This is a genomic window from Amycolatopsis sp. NPDC043887 (genome assembly GCF_056435665.1).
In genome coordinates, this window is record NZ_JBWKEB010000001.1 from 860,390 (window position 1) to 886,130 (window position 25,741).

Sequence of the window (25,741 nt, forward strand, 5' to 3'; positions counted from 1 at the left end):
GTTTGTTTTTAGACGACCGCGAGCCGCCCCCGGAGGGAGGGGGGGGGGGGGGGGGGGGGGGGGGGGGGGGGGGGGGGGGGGGGGGGGGGGGGGGGGGGGGGGAAAACCCCACCCCCCCCCCCACGACCCACCCGACCGAACTGTCAGCGCATGCCGGGAAGAGCCCCTGAACCAAGGAACTTAGGAGTGGGATGGCGGGTTCCGCCGATCGGCTGCTGGTCACCGTGACCCTGCTCGACCGCCCCCGCCTGATCGCGCTGATCCTCAGCGCGCTCGCCGGGACGGTGGCGGGGCTGCTGCTGCCCGGCGCGCTCGCCGCCGCGGTGGACGCCGTGGTGGCCGGGCGGCCCAGCCTTCCCGAGGTCTCCTGGCTGATCGTCCTCGGTGTCACCGAAATCGCCGTCGGCCTGATCGGCGGCATCCTCACCGCGCGGATGACCGCGTCCGCGACCGCCTGGCTGCGCCGGAAACTCGCCGACCGCTATCTCGCGCTCGGCACCCGATCGACCTTCGCCGACGGTGACGCGATCAGCAGGCTCACCGGTGACTGCACCGGCGCGGGAATGGTCGCCTCGGTCGTCGTCCAGCTCGGGTCGACCACCCTGATCTCCGGCGGAGCCGTCGTCCTGCTCGCGCTGATGGACTGGCGGCTCGCGCTCGTCTTCCTCGGCAGCATCCCGTTCGGCCTGATGCTCGCGCGCACCCATCTGAAGAACACCGCGGACGACGTCCTGACCTATCAAGAGGTGTCCGGCGAACTCGCGGCGAGGATGGTCGACGCCGTCGCCGGCCTCCGCACGATCGCCGCGTCGGGCACCGCCGATCGCGAGGCCGAACGCGTCCTGCGGCCGCTGCCGAAGCTGAGTCTCGCCGGCCGCGGGATGTGGCGCACCCAGGCCAAGATGGTGTGGCGCTCGGGTCTGCTGCTGCCCGCGGTCGAACTCGCGGTGCTCGTCGCCGCCGGTTTCGGTGTGCTGGAAGGCAGGCTGACCGTCGGCCAGGTCCTCGCGGCGCTCGGCTACGTCGCGCTCGGCATGGGGCTGATCACCCAGATCCCTTTGCTCACCACACTTTCCCGCGCGCGGTCGTGTGCGCGGCGGATCAACGAGGTGCTGGACTCGCCGGTCCCCGAACCGGGCGACCTCGGCGTCGCCCCCGGGCGGGGCAAGCTCGAATTGCGCGGCGTCACCGTCGAAGGCGCGTTGGCCGACGTCGACCTGCTCGTGCCGGGCGGCCGGTTCACCGCGGTCGTCGGGCGATCCGGTTCGGGGAAGTCCGCGCTGGTCAACGTTCTCGGCGGACTGCTGTCCCCGGACCAGGGGGCGGCGCTGCTCGACGGCCGCCCGCTGGAGCGGCTGCGGCCGAACGAGCTCCGCGCGGTCGTCGGGTTCGCCTTCGAACGGCCCGCGCTGCTCGGGGCGACCATCGGTGACGCCGTCGGCTACGGCTCGTGGGCAGGCGAGGCCGCCGTGCGCGCCGCCTGCCGGTCCACGCAGGTCGACGACCTGATCGTCCGGCTGCCGGACGGGTACAAGACGCCTCTTTCGGAGACGCCGCTTTCCGGTGGGGAGGCGCAGCGGATCGGGCTGGCACGCGCGATCGCGCACGCGCCGCGGGTGCTCATCCTCGACGACGCCACCGCCAGCCTCGACACGGTCACCGAAGCCGCGGTCGAAGAGGCGATCGAACGCACGCTCCCCGGCCGGACCCGGGTGGTGGTGACCCATCGCGCGGCCACCGCGTCGCGGGCGGACACGGTGGTGTGGCTGGAAGACGGCCGCGTCCGCGCGGTCGGCACGCATGACGGGCTGTGGCGGAATCCTGCTTATCGAGCCGTCTTCACCGAGGGCGCGCAGTGAGCGTCTGGGGGCTCTACCGCTCGGCGCTGGCCGGGCAGTGGCGTGGCGGGCTGGTCCTGCTGGCCTGCTCCGTACTGGAAAGCGCACCCGCGTTCTTGTCCGGTCGCCTGGTCGAACTCGCGGTTGACGAGGGGTTTGCCGCGGATCGGCCAGGCACCGGACTGCGTTGGCTCGCGGTCTTCGGGCTGGTCGCCGTGATCGGCGCGTTCGGCTCGCGCCTGGTGTGGCATCAGCTCGGCAAGGTCGTCGAGCCGTTGCGCGACGCGCTGGTGACGGCCGTCGTGCGCGGGGTCCTGCACGATCCGGCGCCGCCGCGGAACCAGCCGGACGCCAGCGGCGTCGCCCGTATCACCCAGCACGTCGAAGTGGTCCGCGACGCCACGGCCGGGCTTCTGGTGCAGGCGCGCGGGATGATCGTGACGACGGTGGCGGCGCTGGCCGGGCTGTTCACCGTCGCCGGTTCGCTCGCGTTGATCGTCGCGATCCCGGTCGTGGTCGCGGTCGCGGTGTTCGCCTGCCTGCTCCCGTCGCTGGCCCGTCGTCAGCGCGCGCTGGCGCTGGCCGACGAGCGGACCGCCGAGGTCGCGGGCGCGTCGCTGTCCGGTATGCGCGACGTCGTCGCCTGCGGCGCGGAACCTCTTGCCGCGCTGGAGCTCTACGACGCCATCGACACACAGGCCGCGGCGGCCGTGCGGGTGGCGAGGTCCGGGGCGGCCAGGACGGTGGTGATCGCGACCGGCGGGTTCGTGCCGCTGCTCCTGGCGTTGCTGGTGGCGCCGGGCATGGTCAGGGACGGGGTGCTCACGGCCGGGGCCGCGCTCGGGGCGCTCGTCTACCTCGCGACGACGATGCAGCCGGCGTTGCGCGGGCTGGCCGCGACCGCGAGCACCGTGGTGCTGCGGCTGATCGTCGCGCTGCGGCGGCTCGCGGAGACCGCCGAGGCCGAGCCCGAACCCGACGGCACGGCGGAACCCGACGGGACCGCGATCTACGTGCGCGACCTGACCTTCAGCTGGGGCGCGGCCGCGCAACCGGTGGTGCGGGGACTCGACCTGCACCTGCGGCCCGGCGAGCGGCTCGCGGTCGTGGGGCCGAGCGGTATCGGCAAGTCGACCCTGGCCGGGCTCCTGACCGGAATGCTCGAACCGCGGGGTGGCCGGGTGCTGCTCGGCGGGGTGCCGGTCCGGGAGGTCCCGGCGGCGCTGCGGCACCGGATGATCGCGCTGATCCCGCAGGAGGCCTACGTCTTCGCGGGGTCCGTGCGGGACAACGTCGGCCTGTTCGCACAGACCGCGATGGACGGCGAACTGCTGGCGGCGGTGGCGGCCGTCGGCGCGGAACCGCTGGTCACGCGGCTGGGCGGGCTCGACGGCGAGATCGGGCACGGCACGCTGTCCGCCGGCGAAGCGCAGCTGATCGCGCTCGCCCGCGTCTACGCGAGCGACGCGGGCGTCGTCATCCTCGACGAGGCGACGTCGCACCTCGACCCGCCCGCCGAAGCCCGTGCGGAACGGGCGTTCGCCGAGCGGGGCGGGGTGCTGGTGGTGATCGCGCACCGGCTGTCGTCGGCGTTGCGCGCGGACCGGGTCCTGGTGATGGACGGCAAGGAGACCGCACTCGGCACCCACGTCGAACTCATGGACCGGTCTACGCGCTACGCCCAGCTCATGCACGCGTGGTCGCCGCGGCTACCCCAGCCCAGCGCGCAGTTCTTCCAGCGCGCTCCTGAGTAGACCTTCGACGGGGACCGGCCGCCGGGATCCGCGATCGACGAAGACGTGCACGAAGTGCCCTTCCGCGATCACCGTCTCCTTCGAGTACATCCCGACCTCGTAGCGGACGCTGGACCGGCCGAGATGGCCCACCCGCAGGCCGACCTCGAGTTCACCCGGGAACGACACCGAAGCGTGGTACTTGCACTGCGATTCCACGCACAGCCCGATGACCTCACCGGTTTCGATGTCGAGGCCGCCGCGTTCGATCAGCCACGTGTTGATCACGGTGTCCATCACCGAGTAGTGGACGACGTTGTTGACGTGCCCGTAGACGTCGTTGTCCTTCCACCGCAACGGAACCGTCTGCCAGTGCGGGTACTCGGCGTTCACCACAGCGTCACCGATTCCCGCAGGATGACGGCGAGGTCGGCTTCGGACGCCTCGCGCGGGGCCGTCGCCAGCAGCCGTTGTTGTTTCACCGTGCCGGAAACCAGTGAGTCCACATCGGACTCGGTGTAGCCGACGGCGCCGATCCCGTTGGGGATCCCGATCTCCCGCATGATCTGTCCCAGCACCGCGGGCAGGTGGTCACGCAGATCGCCCGGCCATTCGTAGTCCGGCGCGAGCAGCCGCGCCACCCGGATGTGCCGGTCCGGCGCGGCGTCGAAGGTGAACCGGAACGCCGCCGGCGCGGTCAGCGAGACCGCCATCCCGTGCGGCACCATCGCTTCGTCGCCCGGATACCCGGACGGATGGAAGTCCCGGACCTGCCCGGCGATCGGATACGCGTTGGCGTGCGGGATGTGCACGCCGGCGTTGCCGAAGCCGAGCCCGGCGAACGTCGCCGCGAGCGCCATCGCCTCGCGCGCCTTCATGTCGGCGCCGTCCCGCACGGCCGCGGGCAGCGCCCACGACAGCAGCCGCAGCGACTGCTCGGCGAACATGTCGGCCAGCGGATTCGAGCCACAGTAAGGGACCCGGTCCTCCGGCCGCTTCCGGTCGAACTCGGTGTACGGCTTGGCCGTGTAGCTCTCCGCGGCGTGGCAAAGGATGTCCATCCCGCTCGCGGCGGTGACCTCCGGCGGCTGCGAGACCGTCAGCCGCGGGTCGACCACGGCGAGGCTCGGGCGCATCCGGAGATGGCTGATGCCGCTCTTCACGCGCAGTGACAACACGTCCAGCACGCAGACCGTCGTGCTCTCCGAGCCCGTCCCGGTGGTGGTCGGCACCGCGACCAGCGGTTTCAGCGGCGAGCTCGGCGCGCGGCCGCCACCGACCGGCGCGTTGACGTAGTCCATCAGGTCGCCGTCGTTGCTGGTCAACAGATTCACCGCCTTGGCGGTGTCGATGGCCGACCCGCCACCCACGGCGACGAAGGCGTCCCACTCGCCCTGCCCGCGGGCGAAGTCGACGGCCTTCCGCATGCTGACGTCGGTCGGCTCGACGTGCACGCCGTCGAAGACGACGGCTTCGATGCCATAGGTTTCGATACCTTCGGCGATCCGTTGTGGCCAGCCCGTCGCGGCGACACCCGCGTCGGTCAGGACGAGCACCCGGCGCGCGCCGTACTGAGTGAGGTCGTAGCCGATCTCGTCGCTCGACCCGGTGCCGTATTTCAAGGCCGGTGCCCCGTAGGTGAAAACAGTTTCACGTCCGGCGGTGGCTGAGGTCACGTTTCGTGCTCCCTTGCTCGAACACGTTCCGAATATCGGACATTCCGCCGCTCCGGGGTTGCCGGAATCGGAAGATCGCTTGACGGCACCGATCACCGCCCGCCTAAGCTCTTCTCATTAGATACCAACCGGGAGCGTCCGTCGCCCAGACGGCCGTGAGGATCCTGACCGAGGCGCAGATCCACCGCGTGTACGCGGTGGTGGGTGAGTCCTTCCTGGATCTGCTCGACGCGCTGCAACGCGATCGCTCGATCACCTTCGTCTCGGCGAGACACGACTCCGGCGCTGCCTTCATGGCCGAGGCCGAAGGCAAGCTGACCGAGCACCCCGCGGTGCTGCTGGCGGGCCGCGGCCCGAGCGCGGCGAACCTCGCGATCGGCGTTTCGACGGCGTACCAGGACGAGAGCCCGATGGTCGTCCTCCTGGAGAACCCGCCGCAGGATCCCGGCCCGACGAGCGAGCTGCCCACCGCCGACCTGACCGCGATGTTCGAGCCGATCTCGAAGTGGACCGGTCGCGCGGAATCGCCAGACGAGGTCCCCGGCCTGCTGGTCGAGGCGCTGACCCGCTGCCGGGAAGGGCGGCCGGGGCCCACCGTCGTCGCCGTCCCCGCCGATTTCTGGGGCGTCCCGTTCGATTCGGCCAAACCGGTCGCCGCCGTGCGCCCGCCCGCCACCGGCGCGCTCGGCCGGACCGCCGAGGCGGTCGCGCAACTGGTCGACGAGGCCCGCTACCCGGTGGTGATCGTCGGCGGCCGGGCCCGCGCGGCGCGGGACGAGCTGATCGCCGTCGCCGACGAGCTCGCGCTGCCGGTGTACAACGCGTTCCGCCGTCAGGACGCCTTCCCGGAGAACCACGCGCGCTACGCCGGCCACCTCGGCATCGGCATCCCCGCGCGGCAGCTCGACGCGCTGGAGCGCGCGGACCTCGTGCTCGCGCTGGGCACGCAGCTCGACGAGGTCACCACACAGTCCTTTCGCTACCCGACGCCGTCGCAGACGCTGGTGCTGGTGGGCACGGGGATCGAACCCGCCCGCCGCGGCGGGCTGACCTTCCGGGTCGACTCCGAGGTCGAGCCCTTCCTGCGTGAACTGCGCAATGTCGCCTCGCCGCGGCAGCGGCGCGCGTCGGCCGCGAACGCCGCCGTGCACACCTTCATGACGCCGCCCGACACCAGCGGCGCCACCCGCGTCCACCCCGCGGACGTGATCCGGGCGGTGCGCAAACTCGCGCCCGAGGACGCGATCGTGACCAGCGACGCGGGCAACTTCGCCCAGTTCATGCACCGCTACTGGTGCTTCACCGCGCCGCGCAGCCAGCTCGGGCCGAGCAACGCGGCCATGGGCTACGCGGTCCCCGCGGCGGTCGCGGCGAAACTCGCCGAACCACGCCGGACGGTCATCGCGATGGCGGGCGACGGCGGCGCGCTCATGACCGGGCAGGAGATCGAGACCGCCGTCCGTTACCGCGTTCCGGTGACCGTCCTGGTGTTCCAGAACGGTGTGCACGGCCCGCTCGCCGTGCACCAGGCGCGTAAGCACGGACGGCTTTCGGGGGTCACCGTCCCCATCACCGACTTCGCGTCGTGGGCACGCGGGCTCGGCGCCGCCGGGTACACCGTGGACGACCGTGAGGAGCTGGAGCCGATCATCGCGAGCGCGCTGGTGCGGCAACGACCGTGCGTGATCGACATCAGGACGGATCCGGACGTGGTGACCCCGGACATCCGGCTGACGACCCTGCTGGGCGCCGCGAGGCCGCAGCAGGGAGGTCAGTAGGAGTCCGCCGCGCCGACTAACGGGCGGTACTTTTTCTCAGGGGATACACAGAAACCCTTGTGGCGCCGCCTTCACCTGCTCCAAAAGGAGGGAAACCGGTGACGACTCGGCCGACTTTCGGTCGCGGAGACCGGATTTTGTCGGTCGGCCGTGGCACAATCGCGGCAACACCGAGGGTCCGATATGGACCGGAACGATCACCGGTGAAGTTGTTGGCACGCAGTACTTAGAGCGTTGTGTTGACACTGGGAGAAAACATGGCTGACGAAACGAAGCCACAGGACAAGTCCGTTTCCGGCGTGGTGCCGGTGCTGTTCAGCGCGGACGCCGAGACCCACGACATCGCCGTCGTGGCCACGAACCGGGAGGCGTTGCGCCGTTCGCCGTTCGGTGCCGAGGTACCCCTGCGCGCCGCCAGCGGCGAATAGCCCGGCCGGAGGAGCCTCCGCCGGGAGAGGTACAGTGCGTCCGGGCACACCCGGGTGACGACGCTTGTCGGCCTGCGTGAGGTGTGCTTTACTGTTTCAGGTCTCGTTTTTTGTGTTCGTGTTGGTTCACGCTCGCAGAACTCAGCGGGCGTAGTGTCTCCTCGTGTTTCCGGGGAAGCAAACCGTCTGGTCATGACCCGGGCTGCCGACGTGGCTTCCTGTTTGTTTGTGTTGCATATGGAGATTTTATGACTCAGGGCACTGTGAAGTGGTTCAACTCCGAGAAGGGGTTCGGCTTCATCACTCCCGACAACGGCGGCGGCGACGTCTTCGTGCACTACAGCGAGATCAAGGGCAACGGCTTCCGTACCCTCGAGGAGAACGCCCGCGTGGAGTTCGAGATCGGGCAGGGCGCGAAGGGTCCGCAGGCCACCTCGGTCACCGTGATCTGATCCAGGTTTTCCAAGCAGGGCCGTCATCCCCTCGGGGAGGCGGCCCTGCTGCTTTTCGGGCTCGTGACTGACCGGACGACACGACCGCGGCCGGGGTTCCGCCGCGAGCCGTCCGCCGCCACCCGCGCACCGCCCAGAACCTACTGCGGAGTGGCACTGATTCTCGCCCCGCTCGTGTGGTTCGCGGGCACGTTGCTGCGGCATCCGGTGCTCAAGGACCTCACGCCGGAGCATGCCGCTTTCGCCGCGTTGGCCGCCCTGGTGATCCTGCCGGTCGCCTTCCTCCGCCGCGGTGGCTTTGTGATGCAACCTCGTGCAACTCTTTCTTTCGTGGCGCGGACGTCGTTTCCTTGTAGGGACTTGGCGCGGCAGCGGAGGACATGTGGGCGAAGCGGTTGCGGGGATCGTGGCGAACCCCGCTTCGGAGCGTGACATCCAGAGCCTGCGTTCGGCACTGAGGGTGGCCGGCGTCGGCCGCGTGATGGTGTGGACCGACGCGGGGAAGATCATCGGCACCGTCCGCCGGATGGTGGACGCGGGTGCCAGCGTGATCATCTGCCTGGGCAACGAGACCATGATGCGGGCGGCGGCGGCCGCCTGCGGTGACGTGCCGCTGCTGATGTTGCCCGCCGGAGGTGCCGACGAATCCACCGTCGCCGGGCTCGCCGCCGGGCTGGTGGCCACCCATCAGGTGGACACTGACCTGGTCACGAACCGCGCGACCGTGCTCGAGGTCGTCACGAAGGCCCGCCGCGAGATCGCGCTGACCGACGTCAGCGTGTGCTCGGAGAGCCGGTGGGACCCCGCGTCGCTGACCGAGCTGTACTGCACGTTCGCCGTCCCGGACGGGGTCGGGCTGTCGAGTATCCCCGGACGGCTGTGCCCCAGTCCGAAGTCCACTGTGGACGGTGTCGCCGTCTCGCTCGGGCCGGTCGACGAGGCGCCGTACGTCGTGCAGGCGCCGATCGCGCCCGGCGAGGTCCGGGCGGTGGGCGTCCGGGGCTGGAGCGTGCTGCACGCGGGGGTCCGCGTCGACCTCGCCGCCGCCGGTGGCTCCATCGCGCTCGACGGCCAACCGCATTTCGTGCTCAAGCCGGGAGAGAGCGCTTTCGTGGAGCTGAAGCCCGACGGCCCGTGGTGCGTCGACGTCCGCGCGGTGATGGCCGAGGCCACCAGGACCGGTCTGCTGCTGGGCCGGAAGCCCGCGGAGGCCGTTCCCACGCCCCGCCTCGCGGACGCGCCGTTCCCCGGGTAGACCGCGCCCAGGTCACAGAGACCTTCCGCTCCCCGGGACGTCCGGGCACACTGGCCTGACAGAGCAAAGGAGTGGGCCAGGTGCAGCTGGAGGCGGCGCTGCCGGTCGGCGCGGACCCGCGGCGGCACGCGCGTGCCCTCGCCGAGGTACGTGAGGCGGCGCTCGCCGGGACTACGCTCCCGAGTGCTCCGCGAGCGGTCATCGGCGCGTCCTGGCAGCGTATGCGGCGGCTCGGCCTGGACCCGGACCGCGGCTCGCCGTCGTCCGCGCTCACTCCGGACCAGCTGGAATCCCGCCGTCGCGAGAGCGGCCTCGCGGCCGTCCTCCCCGTTCTGCGCGGCGGCCTGATCAGCCTCGCCGAGCAGGCCGCGCACATCATGGCCGTCGTCGACGCGGACGGCCGTGTCCTCTGGCGTGACGGCAGCACCGCGGTCCGCCGCCGCGCCGACGGGCTCGGGTTCGTCGAAGGGGTCGACTGGCACGAGCGCGCCGCGGGCACCAACGCCATCGGCACGGCGCTGGTCGCCCGGCATCCGGTCCAGGTCTACTCGGCCGAGCACTACGTCAGCAACCAGCACGACTGGACCTGCGCCGCCGCGCCGCTGCACGATCCGAGGGACGGCAGGCTGCTCGGCGTCGTCGACCTCTCCGGACCGGCCTCCACCGTGCACCCGACGACCCTCGCCCTGGTCGATACGGTCGCGAAGCTCGCCGAAGCGCATCTGCGCACCACCCATCTCTCGGATCTCGAACGGCTGCGCGGTCTGGCCACGCCGCTGCTCGCCAAGGTGAAGGGCCGGGCGGTCATCGCCGACCCGCACGGTTGGATCGCGGCCTCGGCCGGTCTCGTGCCGGTCGGCCGGATCGCGCTGCCGAACGGCGCCGCTCCGGGCCGCACCTGGCTGCCGACCTACGGCGAATGCCTGCTGGAGCCGCTGCCCGGCGGCTGGCTCGTCCGGCTCACCGATGAGGAGGACGCGCCGCCGACGCGGGTCGTACTCGATCTGAGGTCGTCGCGGGAAAGCACGCTGCGCGTCTCGGGCGCGGCGGGGACCTGGTCGCATCGGCTGAGCCCGCGGCACGCGGAGATGCTGTACGTCCTCGCGCGGCATCGCGAAGGCAGGTCGGCGTCGGAACTGTCGCGCGACCTCTTCGGCGACGCCGGCCGCACCGTCACCGTCCGCGCGGAGATGTCCAGGATGCGACGGCATTTCGGCGGGTTCCTGCTGGCGAGGCCGTACCGGTTCGACGACGACGTCGAGGTCGTCGTGGAGCGGCCGTCCGAGGGTGAGGTGCTCCCGCATTCGGTCGCGCCCGCCGTCCGGGGTTGAATCTCGCTCGCGGTGGCGAGTGTCGCGCCGTCGATCGGTGTGCGCAATCGTGCGGTACGGCCTGAAAAAAGGCCTCTGACACCGCCGGGAGATCACGTGCCGATGACACACACCGGTGTCACTGGCTGCGCTGATCCCGACTCGGATACCTTCTTTGCGGGTAGAGCCAATGGGGAGGATCGGCGATGACGAGCACAGTGACCCGGCAGGGGCCGCCGGGGAGCCCCGAGCCGCCCCCTGCGCCGGGAGGTCGCGGAGGGATCGCCGGGCTGCTCGAACTGCCGGGCAACGGGATCCGCGCGATCGTCCGGTCCGCGGCGACCACGCCGGGCAGGCTGTCGGTGATCGCGATCGGGCTCGTCCTGCTGTCGCTGGTCGCCGGCCTGTTCGGCACGCTGGCCGCGCAGGACAAGAAGGACACGATCAACGGCCTGATCGACCACCGCGAACCGCTCGCCGCCGCCGCGCAACAGGTCTACCGCGCGCTTTCGGACGCCGACGCGACGGCGGCCAGTTCGTTCCTCTCCATCGGCACCGAGCCGCTCCCGATGCGCCAGCGGTACGAACGCGACATCGCGGAGGCCGGGGCAGCGCTGGCGAAGGCGGCATCGGACTCCTCCGGCGTCGACGAAGCGGCGGAGCGGATCAACACCCTCGGCCGCGAAATCCCCGTCTATACAGGACTGATCGAGACCGCGCGCACCTACAACCGGCAGGGTTTCCCCGTCGGTGCCTCGTATCTGCGGGAAGCGTCCGAGCTGATGCGGGCGAAAATCCTTCCCGCCGCTCAGGATCTGTACCGCATCGACACCGACCGGCTCGCCGCCGAACAGGACGACGCGACCGGATTCCCTTGGCTGGCAACGGCTTTGGTGCTCGCCCTGCTCGCCGCGCTGATCGTCACCCAGGTGCACCTGACGCGGAAGACCAACCGGCTGCTGAACGTCGGGCTGGTCGTCGCGACGGTGTCGATGGTGGTGGCCCTGCTGTGGGGAGCGGTCGCGCTGATCGTGCAGAGCTCCCTCGTCGGCAGCGGTGAAGAAGACGGCTCGCACCAGGTGGACGTCCTCGTCCGCGCCCGGATCGCGGCGCTGCAGGCACGAGCCGACGAAACGCTGACCCTCGTCGCCCGGGGCGACGGCGCGGCGTACGAAAAGGACTTCATCGATCTCGCCGGGCAACTCGGCGGGACGGACGGCCAGGGCGGCCTGCTGGGCGAGGCCCGCGGTCTCGCCGCGGGCGGCGCGGCCGCGGACAAGGTGGACGCGGCCATCCAAGCGGCGTCGGCCTGGTTCAAGGCGCACGGTCAAGTGCGGAGGCAGGACGACGACGGCTCCTACCAGGACGCCGTCGACACCGCCATCCGTGACGACAAGCAGGACGGTGCCGCCAGGGCGTTCTTGCGGCTCGACGAGAACCTGGTGGCCGCGATCAACGTGGGACGGCAGGAATTCCTCGACGACACCCGCGGCGCCGAACGCGCGCTGACCCTGCTCGCGCCGGGGATCGCGGTGCTGGCGCTGATCGCGGCGGCGGGGTCCGCGTTGGGAATCCGTGAACGGCTGAGGGAGTACCGGTGATGCGGAACGGTCTGCGAACGGCCGTGCTCGGCGCGGTCTTGGTGCTGGCGACGGCTTGTGGCAGCGCGGGGGCGCCGGTCGACCCGGCTCCCGTCGGCGAGGTCGCGCCGCCGCTGCCCGCGAACGTCGGCGGCGCCGACAACGCCGGCGGTGGCGGAACGACCGACACGACCTGCAACCCGTTGGCGAGCCTGCGGCCGACCAACGGCACGTCGATCGCCAATGGCTCGACGATGGCGAAGATCAAGGAGAACGGCAAGCTCGTCGCGGGGGTCGACCAGACGACGTTCCTGTTCGGTTTCCGGAATCCGACGTCTGGCCAGCTCGAAGGCTTCGACATCGACTTGGTCAACGAGATCGCGAAGGCGATCTTCGGCAGCGCGGAAGGGCGCGTGCAGTTCCGGGCGATCCCGTCGAAACTGCGGGAAGAAGTGCTCGAGAAGAAGCAGGTCGACATCGTGGTGCGGACCTACAGCATCACCTGCAGCCGGCTGAAGAAGGTCAACTTCTCGACCGCGTATTACCAAGCGGGGCAACGGATCCTGGTCGAATCCGGGTCGAAGGTCGCCCAGCTGTCGGACCTCGCGGGGCGGCGGGTGTGCGCGACCAAGACGTCGACCTCGCTGACGAAGATCGCGGCGGATCCGTCGAAGCCGGTGCCGGTCTCGGTGGACAACTGGTCGGACTGCCTGGTGATGCTGCAGCAGAAGCAGGTCGAGGCCGTGTCGACGGACGACGTCATCCTCGCCGGGATGCTCGCGCAGGACCCGACGCTGAAGATCGTGGGGGACCGGTTCACCGAGGAGAACTACGGCATCGGTGTCCCGAAGGAGAACGAGGACATGGTGCGGTTCGTGAACGCCGTGCTGGAGAACGTGCGCGGCGGCGCGTGGCAGGCGAGCTACGCGAAATGGATCGGGAACAAACTCGAGGGCGGAACACCGCCTTCGCCCGTGTACAAGTGAGAACGGGCCGTTCGGGATTCGCTCCCGAACGGCCCGCTTCGGTTCAGGGGGATTTCTCGCCGATCACCGGCGGAACCGGCTTCGTTTCGCCTTCGTAGCCGCCGAACAAGACGTCGGCGTCCTCCTCCTGCAGGTAGTTCGGAGCCTTCTTTTCCTTGTCCTCTTCCTTCTGCCCCCTGCCGCCAGGAGCGCCGCCGGCACCCATCGCGCCCGGACCGCCGCTCTTGCCCGCGGCGGCCGCGCCACCCCGAGTGATCCGCTCCTCCGGCAGCTTGCCCGCCCCGGACCCGCCGCCCTTGCCCGCGAGCTTCTCGGCCTCACCGGCCGAAACCTTGCCGCCCGCGAGCCGCTCGGCGACGTTGCCCGAGCCGCCGTTGCGCCCGAACCCACCGCCTCCGCCACTGGTCAACCGGTTCGCCGCGCTGCCGCCCGGCCCGCTCGTCGTCCGGCCGGGCTTGCCGCGATACTGCTCGCTGCCCAACCGGCCGAGACCGCTGGGACCGGGCGTGTTCAGCGCCGCCAACCCCGGCGTCGGCCCAGGCCGGAACGACCCCGGCTGCCCGCCGACCGGCTGACCCGGCGCCGGCACCCCGGTGTGCCCGCCACCCGTGGTGATCCCGGGCCCCGGCGCCGGCGCGCTCGGACCACCCGGCCCGGGCGCCCCTGGCCCAGGACCGCTGTTGGGCCCCGGCCCGCCGCTGAAGCCGTTGACCTCGGTACCCCCGGAGAACCCGGACACCGACGTCGAATCACCCATTTCCGGCGGCGGGGCGAACGTGGGCTGCTTGGAGTTGACGTCGAAGAGTGACTGGTCGTAGGTGTGCATCACCTGCGCGGCCTGCTGGTGCGCCTGAAACGACTGCTCCTGCTTGGCCGAAATGTTGCCGACCGTGTCCACCGCGCCCGCCAGGTTCCCCGTCGCGAGCTGGTTGAGGGCGTTCTTGTACTCGGCGTTGCGGTCGAAGGGGACCTCTTCGGGCATGGAGTTCTTCGCGGTGGTGGCCGCGGCGGCGGACTGGGAGAACCGGTTGGACGCGAGATACGCGCCGTCGCCCGCGGTGTCGGCCCACTTGCTGATGTTGGAGAAGAAATCGGTGACCGACTTGGCGCCGTCGCCCTGCCAGTGCTCGCCCTCTTTGCCGATCGCGTCGCGGACGGCGTTGCTGAAGGTGTTCAGGGAGTTGCCCTGGTTGTTCCAGAGCTCGCCCTTCTCGTCGATGTCCTGCGGGTCGAGGTCCTGCGTGACCATGTTCTTCAGCTCGCCGTGCGGGACGGCTTCGTAGCGCTGGTCCGACGGATCGAGGCCGGCTCGGAACTGCTGACCTTGCGCCAGCGCCGCAGCCTGGTCGGCCGAGTACTGCCCCGCCTTCGCTTCTGCCGTCAGCCTCGCCGTAAGGGAGTTGCCGCCCGGACCCGCGTTGACCTCGTCGTACGTTTCGGAGTACCGCTTGGCCTCGTACGTCCGGCCGGTGTTGCCCATCGCCGAGAACTTGCTGTCGAAGTCGTCTTGGCCGACGTTGACCATGGTCCCTCCCGTTCCGTAGTCAGTTGCCTCTGGGCAGTTTCGGTTCGGCGGCTTCTGCGATCTCGCGGGAGAGTGCGCAGGCTTCCTCGTTGGTTCCCTTGTTCAAGGATGTCGAGGCTGTCATCCGGGCATTAGGGGTGACGGCGATCGCCACCGTGCAGGCTTGTGTGCCCGCATCGCCAGGGATTTCGACGGCGTCCCGGCTCCGGACCTTGGTTGGAATCTTGGTTCCTTGCCCTGGCGATAGCTGGTCGATGCCGGCTTCCGGAACGAGGTAGATGCTGACGGAGCCGAATCCTTGCTTCCTCGTAGCGCAGCCGTTGTCACTTTCGTAAGTCTCGACGACTGGTGGGTCGAAGCTTTTGGCCGTGGTGGTGGGCTCCAGCAGATCGCAGGCGCGGAGGTCTTTGAATACATCGGCCGACTGAATGCTGGACTTGGTCGCTGCTGCTTGAGGCACGGCATCACCCCGAAGGTCGGATGAACACGCACTAGCGACCGCGAGTACCGCGATCGGTGCGATCAGAGAACCTCGACGCAAGCGAAGGTCCATCAGCCCACCCTGGGAAGTTTGGGCTCAGCGGCGACGGCAAGTTCCCTGGCGAGGGCACACGCTTCTTCGTTCGTGCCCTCGTTGAGGGACGTCGATGCCGTCATCCGGGCGCTGGGGGTCACGGCGATCGCGACGGTGCAAGCCTCAGTGCCAGAGTCTCCTGGAATTTCGACGGCCTCACGGCCACCGACCTTGGTCGGGATCTTGGTTCCTTGGCCAGGTGACAGTTGGTCGATGCCCGCCTCGGCAACGAGATAGATGCTCACGGATGCGTAGCCGCGCTTTTGGGCCGCGCATCCGTTATCGCTTTCGTATCGCTCGATTTCTGGGGCAGCGAAGCCCTTGCGCGTCGTGGTGGGTTCGAGGAGTTCGCAGGCTTTGAGGCCACCGAATACTTCACCTGACCGGTTGTCCGCGTTCGCCGGTGCCACGCTCGGTTCCGAGGCGATGGCGCTGCCTGGAAGTTCAGACGAGCAGCCGCTCACCGCAACCGCGAGTACCGCGATCAGCGAACCTAGGCGGACACGAGACGTCATCAGTTTCCCTTGGGCAGTTTCGGTTCAGCGGCCGTGGCGATCTCTCGCGAAAGTGCGCAGGCTTCCTCGTTGGTTCCGGTCTGCTCGAGAGTCGTCGAAGCCGTCAATCGCGCGTCAGGGCCAACTGCGACAGCGACTGTGCAGGCATCGGTTCCTGCGTCACCCGGGATTTCGACCGCATCGCGCCCGTTCACCTTCGCGGGGACTTTGATTCCTTGCCCAGGCGACAGCTTGTCGATCCCGGCCTCGGGGACGAGGTAGATGCTGACAGAGGCGTAGCCACGTTTCGCGGTCCTGCATCCGTTGTCGCTCTCGTAGGTTTCCACCCTTGGAGGCTCGAACCCTTTGGCCGTGGTCGTCGGCTCCAGCAGGTCACATGCCTTCAGTGCACCGAAGATGTCTGCAGGATCAGTGCCGGTAGAGGTCGCGGTGGCCGGATTGGATGACGTCGGTATGGGCGTCGCTGTTCCAGGGGTCTCTGACGAACAAGCCGTTGAGGTGATCAACGCGACCGTCAGAGCCGGTATCAGGCAGAGGCGGAGGTGAAGTTTCATAGGAAGGAAGTCAGCCCTGTTTCAGGTTCTTGAACGCGTCAGCGCCATGTTCGTCTTGCTGCTTGTACTTGGTCTTTGCCAGGTTGATTGCTTCATTGGCTCGAATCACGATGTCCCTCAACATGTCCAGCTGCTTCTTCGCGGACAGGTCGTCACCATCTGCGACCAGAACCGCATGGTCGCCGATCCGCTGCGCGTATGGTCCGGCACCCAGTTTCGGCTTTTCCGCAAGGCGTTGGAACATGCCTTTGTTGTTGTTCCAGTCGTAGAGATAGTCATCGATGGCGGTCTTCAGGGCCTCCCCGGCCTCCTCGCTGACCGCGAACCGCCCCTCCTTCGCCGCCGTCACCATCCGGTCGGCCTGCGCCGAGAAGTCGCCCAGAATGTCCGAGAAGTTGCCCGGCGGTCCGCCGGCGCCTTCAGTCATGGTCTCTCCCCTGTACCAAGTCCCGGTTACTCATAGCGCTCGTCAGATCACGATATCAGCGGAAACGGTCCCGAAGCCCGCCTTCCGGCGAGGATCACGCACTGCCGACGCGGGCGGCTTCGACCAGGTCGTGGACCCATCGTGCCAGGTGAGAGCCGCTCGTCGGGGTGAACGTGCGGCGGACTTCGCCGTCGGGGAAGCGGTCGGTGGCGAGCATGAAGCGGCCCTGGACGCTGTCGAACCACTGGACGCTTTTCTGCTGCGGTTTGCCCCTGTCGTCGCGCAGGGTGACGCTGACCGTGCCCAGCCGCGCGAGCGGGTGTTCGAAGAAGCGACCGGCGGCGCCCAGGCGGAGGTTGTCCGGGTCCTCGTCGAACGGGTCGTCCGGTCGTTTGGACGGGGGGAGTGTGCTGGACGTCGTCACCCGTCCGGGGAATGGCTGCAGTGATGGCAGATAACCGAGGAGGGTCGCGACGACCTGTTCGGGGTAGACCGGCTCGAAGAGGATGTCGAAGCCGCGTTGCTGGCTCACGACACCCTGGCGACTGTTCCACGCACCTCGATATAAGTATTCGGCGTCCTGCTCGACCTCGTGCGCCTCCATGGTGAGGACGAAGTCCCCGGTGGCCCAGAGGCGGAGGGTCTGTTCGTAGTCGCGCAGTAGTTCACCGCCGCGGGCGAAACCCCGCTCGGTCAGCCCGGCCCAGATCTCTTCGCAGTGCCGCTCGCGTTCGGAGATGGTGGTCCCGACGGTCGGGATCTCGAAGGGCAGCACGAATCTGCCGAGTCCGAGATCTTCGAGTACGACGTCGAGCTGGGCCATCGACATCGAAAATGACGCAGGCACCGGTCCCTCCCCCTCATCACCTGCTGAATCGGTTCTCCATCGCACCGTAGCGGGTTGGACCCGGCGCGGACACGACCTGCCTGCTCACCACTAGGATCGGGATGACGCCGTCGCGGGGATTTCGGGAGGTACCAGTGTCGGAAGAGCCGCGCCGTCCTCGGCACGCAGCGCCGGACGACGCCACGCCGGATCGTGAGGCGGAGTCCGCCTCCTGGACGCCACCGGCGCCGGTCCGCTGGGAAACGCCCGAACCGTCCATTTCCGGCAGGCTCGATCTCTCCGAGCCGCCGGGGCCCAAGCCGGAGAACGACGCCGAGCGCACGGCCATCAACGCGCCCGTCCAGCGCCCGCAGACTCCGCCGCGCGGCCAGCAACGGCCGATTCCCGGCGCCGATGACCCGACGCGCCCGCCGGGCGACATGGCCCCGGTGAGCCCGAGGACCCAGGTCGTCCGTCCTGACTGGCAGGCACCCGCCGACGCGCCGCAGCCGACCAGCGTGCTCGCCTCGCCGGCACCGGAGACGCAGAGCATCATGCCGCCGACGCCGCGCGTCGACAACGGACCCGGGCCGCTGCCGGACTCGGGCACGGAAAGCGTCCTCCCGGAACGCTCCAGCGAAAGCCGCGGAACAGGAACCGGGACCGGATCGGGCAGCCGGGGCACGGGCACCGGCACCGGAACCGGTTCGTTCCCCGGCACCGCGCGCCGGACGTCGTCCCGCACGTCGCGTCGTGGCCGTCTCGGCGCGGGGCTCGTCGACGTCCCGCAGGTGCCGTACCGCGACCCGGCGTCCGCGGTCCTCGAGAACCCGATGGTGTCGGAGGAGAAGCGCTTCTGCGGTAGTTGCAGCGCCAAGGTCGGCCGCGGCAAGGACGGCGAACCCGGTTCGCCCGAGGGCAAGTGCGAGAAGTGCGGGAACCCGTTCTCCTTCGTCCCGAAGCTGCGGCCGAACGAGATCGTCGGCGGCCAGTACGAGGTGCTCGGCGCGCTCGCGTACGGCGGCCTCGGCTGGATCTATCTCGCGCAGGACCACAACGTCAGCGACCGCTGGGTGGTGCTCAAGGGTTTGATCGACACCGGCGACGCCACCGCGATGGCGGCCGCCGCCAACGAGCAGCGGTTCCTCGCCGAGGTCGAACACCCGAACATCGTCAAGATCCACAACTTCGTGCAGCATCCGGACGGCGACACCGGCAACTCGGTCGGCTACATCGTCATGGAGTACGTCGGTGGCCAGTCGCTGCGGCAGCTCGCGCTCGCGCACCACCGCGAGACCAAACGCCCGGAGCCGCTGCCGATCGGCCAGGTGATCGCCTACGGGCTCGAGATCCTGCCCGCCATGGGCTACCTGCACGGCCAGAACCTGCTGTACTGCGACCTCAAGCCCGACAACGTCATCCAGACGCACGAACAGCTCAAGCTGATCGACCTCGGCGCGGTCCGCCGCGTCGACGACTACGAGAGCCCGCTGTTCTTCACCACCGGCTACAGCGCGCCCGAGCTGGCGACGCACGGCGCTTCGGTGGCGTCGGACCTGTACACGGTCGGCCGCACGCTCGCCGTCCTCAGCTTCGAATTCTCCGGCTACACCACCAAGTACAAGACCACCCTGCCCGGCCCGGACGTCGTCCCGTTGTTCGCGCTCTTCGGTTCGTACTACCGGTTCCTGAAGCGGGCGACGCATACGGACCCGGATCGCCGGTTCATCGCGGCCGAGGAGATGGCCGACCAGCTGACCGGTGTGCTCCGCGAGATCATGGCGCTGGGTACGGGGAAGCCGCGCCCTGGAGCTTCGACCGTGTTCGGCCCGGAGAGCCGCACGTTCGGCGTGGACATGGTCGTCCCGGAGCACGGCGGGAGCGTGCCGTTGCCGGATCCCGGCGAGGTGGTCGCTGGTCTGCCGATCCCGCAGGTCGACACGGACGACCCGGCGGCCGGTGTGCTCGCGTCGACGGTCGCGCTCGATCCCAAGGGCGCGATCGAGTCGCTGGCCGGCGCGCCGCGCGAGTCGATCGAGGTCCGGTTGCGCATCGTCCGCGCCCGGATCGAACTCGGCGAGCTGGTCGAGGCGCAGCGGCAGCTGCAGGCCGCGCAGTACCTCGCGATCAAGGCCGGTTTCCCGCACGACTGGCGGATCGACTGGTACCGCGGGCTGATCGAGCTCGCGGGCGGCCGGTCCCGTGTCGCGCACGTCGCGTTCGAAGCGGTGTACGACGACCTGCCCGGCGAGATCGCGCCGAAGCTGGCCTTGGCCGTCAGCGCGGAGGGAGTCGGGGACTACTTCGGCGCCGCGCGCTACTACGAGCTGGTGTGGCGAACGGACCGGTCCTACGTCAGCGCCGCCTTCGGCCTCGCTCGCGTGTACCTCGCGCAGGGCGCCAGGGCGAGCGCGATCGAGGTGCTCGAAGCCGTTCCCGCGTCTTCGACGCACTATGTCGCCGCGCAGGTGGCCGCGATCAAGATCAAGACCAGGATCAACGGCGGCGGCAAGGACCCGGTGATGGTGTCCGAGCGGGATCTCGTCGACGCCTCGACCAGGCTGGAGCGTCTGCAGCTCGACGCCGAACGTCGCACACGTTTGTCGGCGGAGGTCCTCGAGGCGGCGTACGGCTGGCTCAACTCGCAGAACCGGCCGACGCCGGGGGCGAAGGTGCTGGGCTGCGACCTGGACGAACGGGATCTGCGGTTCGGGCTCGAGCGCTGCTACCGGACGCTGGCGCGGTTGGCAGGCTCGGTCGACCAGCGGGTCGAACTCGTCGACAAGGCGAACGCGATCCGGCCTCGTACCCTCACCTAGCACGCATTTCGTCCTCTTAATGCGGTAGTTCGGCCTACGAACCACCGCATTCAGAGGACGAAATGCTCAGGGGTTGATGTCCCACTCGCGTTCGCGTTTGGCCTTCTCGTGCGCGGCGGCGAGCTTCTGCAGCGCCTCGGGATCCCCGTGGGTGCTGAAGTGCTCGAACTCGACCCGCACGAACAGCGCCCGCGCACGCACCGCGACAGGGCCGTCTTCGGCGTCGAGCCGTCCGTCGGCGCTCACGTAGATCTTCCGGCCGGCGACGCCGTCCAGTTTCGTGGCGATGTACAGGGTCGAGCCGACCGGGACCGGCCGGAGGAAATCCGTCTCCAGCTTCCCGGTGACGGCGGGGCGGCGCAGCAGGTTGCCGACGGTCGCGCCGAGCGCCTCGTCGAAGGCGCAGGCGAGGAGACCGCCGTGCGCGAGGCCGGGCGCACCCTGGTGGGCGGAGGTGACGGTGAACTTGGAGTACACCGTCGTCCCTTCGCCCACCGTCGAATGCAGGTGGAGCCCGGCCTCGATCTCGTCGCCGCACCCGAAACACTCACCGAAGTGGATGCCGAGGTGGCTGCCCGGCTGCGGGGCTTTCGGGTGAACGGTCGCCGGTTCGACTTCGACCGGCGGCCACGGCTGCGAGATACGGCTCATGGAAAGACGTTAACTCGCCGGTAGCTCCGGGGCGCCGCCGGGAGTGGCCGGTTCCGGTTTCCGGCGCCGGATGATCCGCGAACTCACGATGCGACGCAGCGACACCCCGGCCGTTTCCGGCAGCAGCAGGATCGGAATGGCCGCGATCGCCGCCGAGCCCATCAGGTAGTACGCGGGCCATAGGGTGTCGCCGGTCGAGTTCACCAGGCTGCCGATGACGTACGACGCCGTGCCACCGAACGCCGCGGTCGAGACGCTGTACCCGATGGAGAAACCGCCGTAGCGCTCCTGCGTCGGGAACATCGCCGGCAGCGTCGCCGCCAGCACGGCCAGTATCAGCACCAGCGGCACCGCGATCATCAGCACGCCGAGGGTGAGCTGCCAGCCGTTCTGGTCGTCCGCGGCCGCGCCCATCAACGAGAACGCCGGGATGGGCAACACCAGGAAGCTGGCGCAACTCGCGATCAGGATGGGTTTTCGCCCGATGCGGTCGGACAGCATGCCGATCGGCACGATCAGGACCAGCATCAGCGCGATGGTCGCCAGGATGATCAGCAACGGCGCGTGCCCGCTGAAGCCGACCACGTCCTTGAGATACGTCTCCAGGTACGTGATCACGATGTAGTCGGCGACGTTCAGCATCACCACGATGCCGATCAGGTGCAGGATCGACGTCCAGTGCTTCTTGAGCAGCGCCTTCAGCGGCGACTTCTCGACCTGGTTCTTCTTCTCGATCTCCTGGAACAGCGGAGTGTCCTCCAGCTTGTTCCGCAGGTAGAGACCGACGATGCCGAGCGGGCCCGCGATCAGGAACGGCAATCGCCAGCCCCATTCGCGCATGGCCTCGTCGCCGAGGACGACGGTGAAGATCGTGACGAAGCCGGCGCCCATCGCGAACCCGACGAGCGTGCCGAACTCCAGCCAGCTGCCCCAGAAACCCCGGCGCCGGGCGGGCGCGTACTCCGCGATGAACGTCGCCGCGCCGCCGTACTCACCGCCCGCCGAGAAGCCTTGGATGGTGCGCAACAGGATCAGCAGGACCGCCGCGGCCGGGCCGATCGTCGCGTAGGACGGCAACAAGCCGATGATGAACGTCGACCCGGACATCAGGATGATCGTCAGCGCGAGCACCTTCTGGCGCCCGATCTTGTCCCCCAGCGGGCCGAACACGAAGCTGCCGAACGGCCGCACGATGAAGGTGATCGCCAGGACCGCGAAGGTCGCCAGCGCACCCTCGGAAGTGCTCGAAGCGTTGAAAAAGACCTGCCCCAGGATGGCGGGCATGAAGCCGAAAACACCGAAGTCGTACCACTCGATGCAGTTACCCATCGCCGCTCCGGCGACGGCCTTTCTGATCTGCTCAGGTGGGGCCTCCGCCGGTTCCCCTTTTTCCTGATGTGACGCGCTCAGCGCCTCTTCGGCCATGGGTTTGACCTCCCGACCCACCCGTTTACTTACCCATCGTCGAGGGTTTGTTCCCCCGACCGTAGGTGTTCAAACGTCCTGATTCAGCGCTTTGGATCGGTCGCGCGACCGCCGTTCCCCCGAATCGGTGACGAAGCACCAGGTGAAGCCGATGTCGGAGAATTTCCGATTACTTTGGGTCACACTTCGGGAATCGGACGTTCCGGGCGGTGGATCAGTGGGTCGTGATCGCCGTCGGCGGCTCGCTCGGCCCCTTCGTTGGCGACGGAGCGTGAGGAGGACCGGCCGTCGTCGTACGGCCGGGCTGAACGGACCTCGGTGTCGAACGCGTCTGCTCGGTCTTCGGGGCCGTCGCGGGCGGGGGCGGCTTCTCGGGGGAGACTTCCGGACGGGGAGTCGTCTCGGAAGGCGCAGGCGAGACCGGTGCCGGGGCGATGGTCGACAGGCCCGGCCCCGCGGGCTGCACCGGCGTGGAACCCTCGCCGCCGCGACCGCCGACGGCGATCGCGCCGAACACGATCACCGCGGCCGTCGCCAGCGAACTCCCCGCCACCGCCAGCCGTTTGCGTCGTCGCCGGATCCGGCCACCCCGCTCGATGATGTCCGCCGCCCGGATACCCAGCGGGGGACCGCTCGCCCCGTGCGAAAGCACGCCTTTGATGTCCTCGTCCATCTCCTCACCTCCCATCGTCGTGCGCTCCGCTCAAGGCCAGTTCGCTGAAATGCGGTCCGAGCCGCTTGCGCAGGGTCGCCAGACCCCGCGCGGCCTGGCTCTTCACGTTGCCGGTGCTGCAGCCCAGCGCCGCGGCCGTCTCTTCGACGCCGAGATCTTCGAAGTAGCGCAGCACCAGTACGGCCCGTTGCTTCGGGGCGATGCCGGACAGCGCGTGCCTGACCAGCATCTCCTGTTCGGTGCCCCCTGCCTCGCTCGGGACGTCGGGAAGGGCGTCGGTGAGCTTCTCCCGTTTGCGCCACACGCGCCGGTGCTCGGAGAGGAACGTCCGCAGCACGATCTTGCGCGCGTAGCCGTCGAGCGCGTCGTGCCGGGAGAGCCTCGGCCAAGCCAGGTACAGCTTCAGCAGCGCGGCCTGGGTGATGTCCTCGGCCTGGTGCCAGTCGCCGCACAAGAGGTACGCGGTGGCACGCAGGCTGTGCGCGCGCTCGTCGAAGTACCGGGCGAACTCGCCGTCCCACGGCGAGCCCGTCCCGGTCTTCGACGAGCGGCTCAGCGACACCTAGTTACCGGCTCCTTCGACGATGGCGGGGAGGTGCAGATCCCCGGTCGGCCCGGCGGGAACGGCCTTGGGCACGCGGTGCTCACCCGGCTTCACGACGGCGGCGCCGGTCTTCGCCGGGGCCGGCGCCGGCGGGGCGGTGGTAGCGCGGGTCGGTTCGCCCGGTGCCACGGTGGGCGCCTTGGTCGGCGGCTGGGGCGCCTGAGTGGTCGTCGGCGACGGGGCGCTCTGATCGGCCGACGCCAGCGACGTGGTCGCGAAGGCGGCGCCGCCCGCCAGCAGCAGCGCGCCGAGGGAAAGAGCGATACGAGTACGCAAGAGTGTCTCCTCGATCCGGGCGCCGCTCATTGGCCGCGGCGCCTTACGTCGTTAGACATGCGTCCCGCTCGTTCTGGGGTTGCATCGAGTTTCGGAAGTTCGCGGAAGGTGCCAGTCAGCGCACGGCAACGAACACGAACGGCCGGAGACCGCGAAGGTCTCCGGCCGCCCGGTTCCATGGAAGTACTTCAGCTCGCGAGAGCGGACAGCTTGGTCCACTCGTCCCAGGAGTAGGTCCAGTCGCTGTAGTCGCGCGCGCGGTTGATCTTCACCGTGCTGCCCTCGATCTCGACGGGGTCGCCGACCAGGGCGCCGTCCATGTACGCCTTGGCGTTCGCCGGCGCCAGGTTCACGCACCCGTGCGAGATGTTCTTCTTGCCCTGCGCCCAGATCGAGGGCGCGTAGCCGTGGATGAACTCGCCGTTGGTCGAGAACCGCACCGCGGACGGCACGACGATGTTCTCGTAGTTGTAGCGCTCGTTGGTCATCGAGTACGTGTCGTGCTTGGACATCACCACGTGCGTGCCGCTCGGCGTGACGCGGCCCGGGTCGGCGTCGAGGCCGTAGCTGGCCGGGTAGTCCGCGATCTGCTGCCCGTCACGGACCACCACGAGCCGGTGGGTCTGAGTGTTGCCCTTGACGATCTGCGAGCGGCCGATCGTGAAGCTCGCCGAGCGGTCTTCCTTGCCGTACACGCCTTCGCCGATCTTGACGCCGTAGATCTTGGCGTTGAACTTCACCGTGGTGCCGGGCTGCCAGTAGGCCTTCGGCCGCCAGTGCACCGAGGTGTCGTCGTGGACCCAGGCCCAGGACCCCTCGGTCTTCGGCGTGGTCTCGACCGAGAGCGCCTTCTCGACCGACGCCTTGTCGGTGACCTTGCTGGGGAACGTCAGCGTGATCGGCATGGCGACGCCGTACGTCTGCCCGTCGAAGACGTTGATGTTCGCGCCCACCTGCTTGCGCGGCTTGACGGTGGTGAAGTTCCCGCCGATCTCGACGGGCTTGCCGTCGGTGCCGGTGGCCTTGCCGGACCACGTGTAGGCCTTGCCGTAGCCGAGCTGTTCGGTGGTGGACCAGCTCTTCTTGTCCTCGGACGGCTGACCCGCGACCTGCTTGCCGTCCGGATTGGTCAGCACGACCTGGTCGAGCGTGCCGTCGGCGACGCTGACCTTGATGGGCTGCCCCGGTGCGACGTCCTGCGCGCCCGCCGCGGGCTCGTACGTCAGTTTGGCGGGCGCGGGCGCCTTCCCGCCGGTGTCACTGCTGACCGGCCCGCCGCCGTCCGGCCCGCTGGCCGACACGGTCGGCTCGCTGCTGCACGCCCCCAGCGTCAGAACGGCCACCAACCCCAGTGCCGCGAACGCCGCCCGGCGGCGCGCGGTTTCCGTGAACCTCAAAGCTTCCCCTTTGCTCCCCTGTACACCGACCATGACGTCCGGACCGCCCCTTAAGTTGATCCCACCGAGAGTGATGCGAGTCACAATCGGGTGGATCGTAGTTCACGATCGGGGCATGGCCGACTTCGTTCCGTGTCCGGCGATGACCTGAGGTCGGCGTACGGCGAAAGGGTAGCGAGGGGGTCCGACAGAAGCCGGATCCGCGTACGACGTTCCGGTGACCTTGGTACTTGGGGGCGCCCAGAGTCCGATCACGGGCTTCAAATATGGCCAGATCCCGGTACGCTGCCATCAGGCCGTCGTTTTGCGTGTTCGTGGCTTCACACTCGCGGAACTTCTGACGCGAGCCATGAGCCGGTGACGCGCTCTTCGCTCGACTCGTTGGAACCGCCCGGGACGGTCTGGGTGTCGCTTCGGAGGCACTCGAAGCGGATGTGCA

General features: G+C 69.2%; 24 protein-coding genes. 10 read left to right on the plus strand and 14 right to left on the minus strand.

Annotation, left to right across the window (positions count from 1 at the left end):
• The first annotated feature begins 191 nt into the window (after window positions 1-191).
• Entirely contained in the window at window positions 192-1,859 is a 1,668-nt protein-coding gene (locus tag AC069H_RS04215; RefSeq protein ID WP_478231313.1) for an ABC transporter ATP-binding protein, read from the plus strand.
• Window positions 1,856-3,592 carry an ABC transporter ATP-binding protein gene (locus AC069H_RS04220; RefSeq protein WP_340686773.1) on the plus strand — a complete coding sequence of 579 codons (1,737 nt, stop codon included), beginning with the start codon at window positions 1,856-1,858 and terminating at the stop codon, window positions 3,590-3,592. The genes AC069H_RS04215 and AC069H_RS04220 overlap by 4 nt, the downstream gene beginning before the upstream one ends.
• On the opposite strand, the gene AC069H_RS04225 is transcribed toward AC069H_RS04220, so the two are convergent.
• Both AC069H_RS04225 and AC069H_RS04230 read right to left on the minus strand, forming a co-directional pair.
• Window positions 3,548-3,967, minus strand: coding sequence for an acyl-CoA thioesterase (locus AC069H_RS04225; protein ID WP_478223599.1), 420 nt, complete (start codon window positions 3,965-3,967; stop codon window positions 3,548-3,550). The two genes, AC069H_RS04220 and AC069H_RS04225, sit on opposite strands and share 45 nt — an antisense overlap.
• Window positions 3,961-5,247: a hydroxyacid-oxoacid transhydrogenase gene (locus AC069H_RS04230; protein ID WP_478231314.1), complete on the minus strand. Its 1,287-nt coding sequence runs from the start codon at window positions 5,245-5,247 to the stop codon at window positions 3,961-3,963. Before AC069H_RS04230 ends, AC069H_RS04225 begins: the two co-directional genes overlap by 7 nt.
• A 116-nt stretch (window positions 5,248-5,363) precedes the next feature.
• On the opposite strand from AC069H_RS04230, the gene AC069H_RS04235 reads away from it, so the two are divergent.
• The 7 genes from AC069H_RS04235 to AC069H_RS04265 all read left to right on the plus strand — a co-directional run bounded on the left by AC069H_RS04235 (window position 5,364) and on the right by AC069H_RS04265 (window position 13,036).
• The gene (locus AC069H_RS04235) at window positions 5,364-7,025 is read left to right on the plus strand and encodes a thiamine pyrophosphate-binding protein (RefSeq protein WP_478224422.1); all 1,662 of its coding nucleotides are present in this window, start codon (window positions 5,364-5,366) and stop codon (window positions 7,023-7,025) included.
• 257 nt (window positions 7,026-7,282) lie between these two features.
• Window positions 7,283-7,453: a hypothetical protein gene (locus AC069H_RS04240; protein WP_005163371.1), complete on the plus strand. Its 171-nt coding sequence runs from the start codon at window positions 7,283-7,285 to the stop codon at window positions 7,451-7,453.
• A 248-nt stretch (window positions 7,454-7,701) separates the two neighbouring features.
• Window positions 7,702-7,905, plus strand: a complete 204-nt coding sequence (locus AC069H_RS04245) for a cold-shock protein (protein ID WP_005163378.1) — start codon at window positions 7,702-7,704, stop codon at window positions 7,903-7,905.
• A gap of 382 nt (window positions 7,906-8,287) precedes the next feature.
• Window positions 8,288-9,160, plus strand: a complete 873-nt coding sequence (locus AC069H_RS04250; RefSeq protein ID WP_478231315.1) for an ATP-NAD kinase — start codon at window positions 8,288-8,290, stop codon at window positions 9,158-9,160.
• Window positions 9,161-9,231: 71 nt separating this feature from the next.
• Complete coding sequence (locus AC069H_RS04255) at window positions 9,232-10,491, plus strand: GAF domain-containing protein (protein WP_478223596.1); 1,260 nt, start codon at window positions 9,232-9,234, stop codon at window positions 10,489-10,491.
• A 185-nt stretch (window positions 10,492-10,676) separates the two neighbouring features.
• Window positions 10,677-12,071: a hypothetical protein gene (locus tag AC069H_RS04260; protein ID WP_478231316.1), complete on the plus strand. Its 1,395-nt coding sequence runs from the start codon at window positions 10,677-10,679 to the stop codon at window positions 12,069-12,071.
• Window positions 12,071-13,036: a glutamate ABC transporter substrate-binding protein gene (locus AC069H_RS04265; RefSeq protein ID WP_478223594.1), complete on the plus strand. Its 966-nt coding sequence runs from the start codon at window positions 12,071-12,073 to the stop codon at window positions 13,034-13,036. Before AC069H_RS04260 ends, AC069H_RS04265 begins: the two co-directional genes overlap by 1 nt.
• A 43-nt stretch (window positions 13,037-13,079) precedes the next feature.
• Here the strand turns inward: AC069H_RS04265 and AC069H_RS04270 are convergent, their stop codons facing one another.
• The 6 genes from AC069H_RS04270 to AC069H_RS04295 form a co-directional block, all read right to left on the minus strand.
• Entirely contained in the window at window positions 13,080-14,561 is a 1,482-nt protein-coding gene (locus AC069H_RS04270; protein ID WP_478223593.1) for a hypothetical protein, read from the minus strand.
• Window positions 14,562-14,580: 19 nt separating this feature from the next.
• Window positions 14,581-15,114 carry a DUF3558 domain-containing protein gene (locus tag AC069H_RS04275; RefSeq protein ID WP_478231317.1) on the minus strand — a complete coding sequence of 178 codons (534 nt, stop codon included), beginning with the start codon at window positions 15,112-15,114 and terminating at the stop codon, window positions 14,581-14,583.
• On the minus strand, window positions 15,114-15,650 hold the full coding sequence (locus AC069H_RS04280) for a DUF3558 family protein (RefSeq protein ID WP_478231318.1): 537 nt from the start codon (window positions 15,648-15,650) through the stop codon (window positions 15,114-15,116). The genes AC069H_RS04275 and AC069H_RS04280 overlap by 1 nt, the downstream gene beginning before the upstream one ends.
• Window positions 15,650-16,204 (minus strand): DUF3558 family protein, encoded by a 555-nt coding sequence (locus tag AC069H_RS04285; protein WP_478231319.1) that lies wholly within the window; start codon window positions 16,202-16,204, stop codon window positions 15,650-15,652. The genes AC069H_RS04280 and AC069H_RS04285 overlap by 1 nt, the downstream gene beginning before the upstream one ends.
• A 10-nt stretch (window positions 16,205-16,214) precedes the next feature.
• Entirely contained in the window at window positions 16,215-16,631 is a 417-nt protein-coding gene (locus AC069H_RS04290; RefSeq protein WP_478231320.1) for a hypothetical protein, read from the minus strand.
• Window positions 16,632-16,725: 94 nt separating this feature from the next.
• A complete protein-coding gene (locus AC069H_RS04295; RefSeq protein ID WP_478223589.1) occupies window positions 16,726-17,478 on the minus strand; it encodes an ESX secretion-associated protein EspG in 753 nt (250 codons plus the stop codon).
• Window positions 17,479-17,612: 134 nt separating this feature from the next.
• Between AC069H_RS04295 and AC069H_RS04300 the strand changes: the two genes are divergently transcribed.
• Window positions 17,613-20,276, plus strand: coding sequence for a serine/threonine-protein kinase (locus AC069H_RS04300; protein ID WP_478231321.1), 2,664 nt, complete (start codon window positions 17,613-17,615; stop codon window positions 20,274-20,276).
• A 66-nt stretch (window positions 20,277-20,342) separates the two neighbouring features.
• On the opposite strand, the gene AC069H_RS04305 is transcribed toward AC069H_RS04300, so the two are convergent.
• The 6 genes from AC069H_RS04305 to AC069H_RS04330 all read right to left on the minus strand — a co-directional run bounded on the left by AC069H_RS04305 (window position 20,343) and on the right by AC069H_RS04330 (window position 25,335).
• Window positions 20,343-20,927 (minus strand): PaaI family thioesterase, encoded by a 585-nt coding sequence (locus AC069H_RS04305; RefSeq protein WP_020633063.1) that lies wholly within the window; start codon window positions 20,925-20,927, stop codon window positions 20,343-20,345.
• A 9-nt stretch (window positions 20,928-20,936) separates the two neighbouring features.
• A complete protein-coding gene (locus tag AC069H_RS04310; protein WP_478223587.1) occupies window positions 20,937-22,352 on the minus strand; it encodes an MFS transporter in 1,416 nt (471 codons plus the stop codon).
• Between the two features lie 214 nt (window positions 22,353-22,566).
• Window positions 22,567-23,025, minus strand: a complete 459-nt coding sequence (locus tag AC069H_RS04315) for a hypothetical protein (protein WP_478231322.1) — start codon at window positions 23,023-23,025, stop codon at window positions 22,567-22,569.
• 4 nt (window positions 23,026-23,029) lie between these two features.
• The gene (locus AC069H_RS04320; RefSeq protein ID WP_340686793.1) at window positions 23,030-23,587 is read right to left on the minus strand and encodes a SigE family RNA polymerase sigma factor; all 558 of its coding nucleotides are present in this window, start codon (window positions 23,585-23,587) and stop codon (window positions 23,030-23,032) included.
• Window positions 23,588-23,935 (minus strand): hypothetical protein, encoded by a 348-nt coding sequence (locus tag AC069H_RS04325; RefSeq protein WP_478231323.1) that lies wholly within the window; start codon window positions 23,933-23,935, stop codon window positions 23,588-23,590.
• A 158-nt stretch (window positions 23,936-24,093) separates the two neighbouring features.
• A complete protein-coding gene (locus AC069H_RS04330) occupies window positions 24,094-25,335 on the minus strand; it encodes a L,D-transpeptidase (RefSeq protein ID WP_340686795.1) in 1,242 nt (413 codons plus the stop codon).
• Window positions 25,336-25,741 lie beyond the last annotated feature (406 nt).

Bases quoted from the DNA above. Each gene is read 5' to 3' on its own strand.
- AC069H_RS04285 (WP_478231319.1), bottom strand. From the start codon at position 16,204: ATGAAACTTCACCTCCGCCTCTGCCTGATACCGGCTCTGACGGTCGCG.
- AC069H_RS04315 (WP_478231322.1), bottom strand. From the start codon at position 23,025: ATGGACGAGGACATCAAAGGCGTGCTTTCGCACGGGGCGAGCGGTCCC.
- AC069H_RS04260 (WP_478231316.1), top strand. From the start codon at position 10,677: ATGACGAGCACAGTGACCCGGCAGGGGCCGCCGGGGAGCCCCGAGCCG.
- AC069H_RS04240 (WP_005163371.1), top strand. From the start codon at position 7,283: ATGGCTGACGAAACGAAGCCACAGGACAAGTCCGTTTCCGGCGTGGTG.
- AC069H_RS04215 (WP_478231313.1), top strand. From the start codon at position 192: ATGGCGGGTTCCGCCGATCGGCTGCTGGTCACCGTGACCCTGCTCGAC.
- AC069H_RS04310 (WP_478223587.1), bottom strand. From the start codon at position 22,352: ATGGCCGAAGAGGCGCTGAGCGCGTCACATCAGGAAAAAGGGGAACCG.
- AC069H_RS04280 (WP_478231318.1), bottom strand. From the start codon at position 15,650: ATGACGTCTCGTGTCCGCCTAGGTTCGCTGATCGCGGTACTCGCGGTT.
- AC069H_RS04270 (WP_478223593.1), bottom strand. From the start codon at position 14,561: ATGGTCAACGTCGGCCAAGACGACTTCGACAGCAAGTTCTCGGCGATG.
- AC069H_RS04290 (WP_478231320.1), bottom strand. From the start codon at position 16,631: ATGACTGAAGGCGCCGGCGGACCGCCGGGCAACTTCTCGGACATTCTG.
- AC069H_RS04265 (WP_478223594.1), top strand. From the start codon at position 12,071: ATGCGGAACGGTCTGCGAACGGCCGTGCTCGGCGCGGTCTTGGTGCTG.
- AC069H_RS04325 (WP_478231323.1), bottom strand. From the start codon at position 23,935: ATGAGCGGCGCCCGGATCGAGGAGACACTCTTGCGTACTCGTATCGCT.
- AC069H_RS04245 (WP_005163378.1), top strand. From the start codon at position 7,702: ATGACTCAGGGCACTGTGAAGTGGTTCAACTCCGAGAAGGGGTTCGGC.
- AC069H_RS04330 (WP_340686795.1), bottom strand. From the start codon at position 25,335: ATGGTCGGTGTACAGGGGAGCAAAGGGGAAGCTTTGAGGTTCACGGAA.
- AC069H_RS04275 (WP_478231317.1), bottom strand. From the start codon at position 15,114: ATGGACCTTCGCTTGCGTCGAGGTTCTCTGATCGCACCGATCGCGGTA.
- AC069H_RS04305 (WP_020633063.1), bottom strand. From the start codon at position 20,927: ATGAGCCGTATCTCGCAGCCGTGGCCGCCGGTCGAAGTCGAACCGGCG.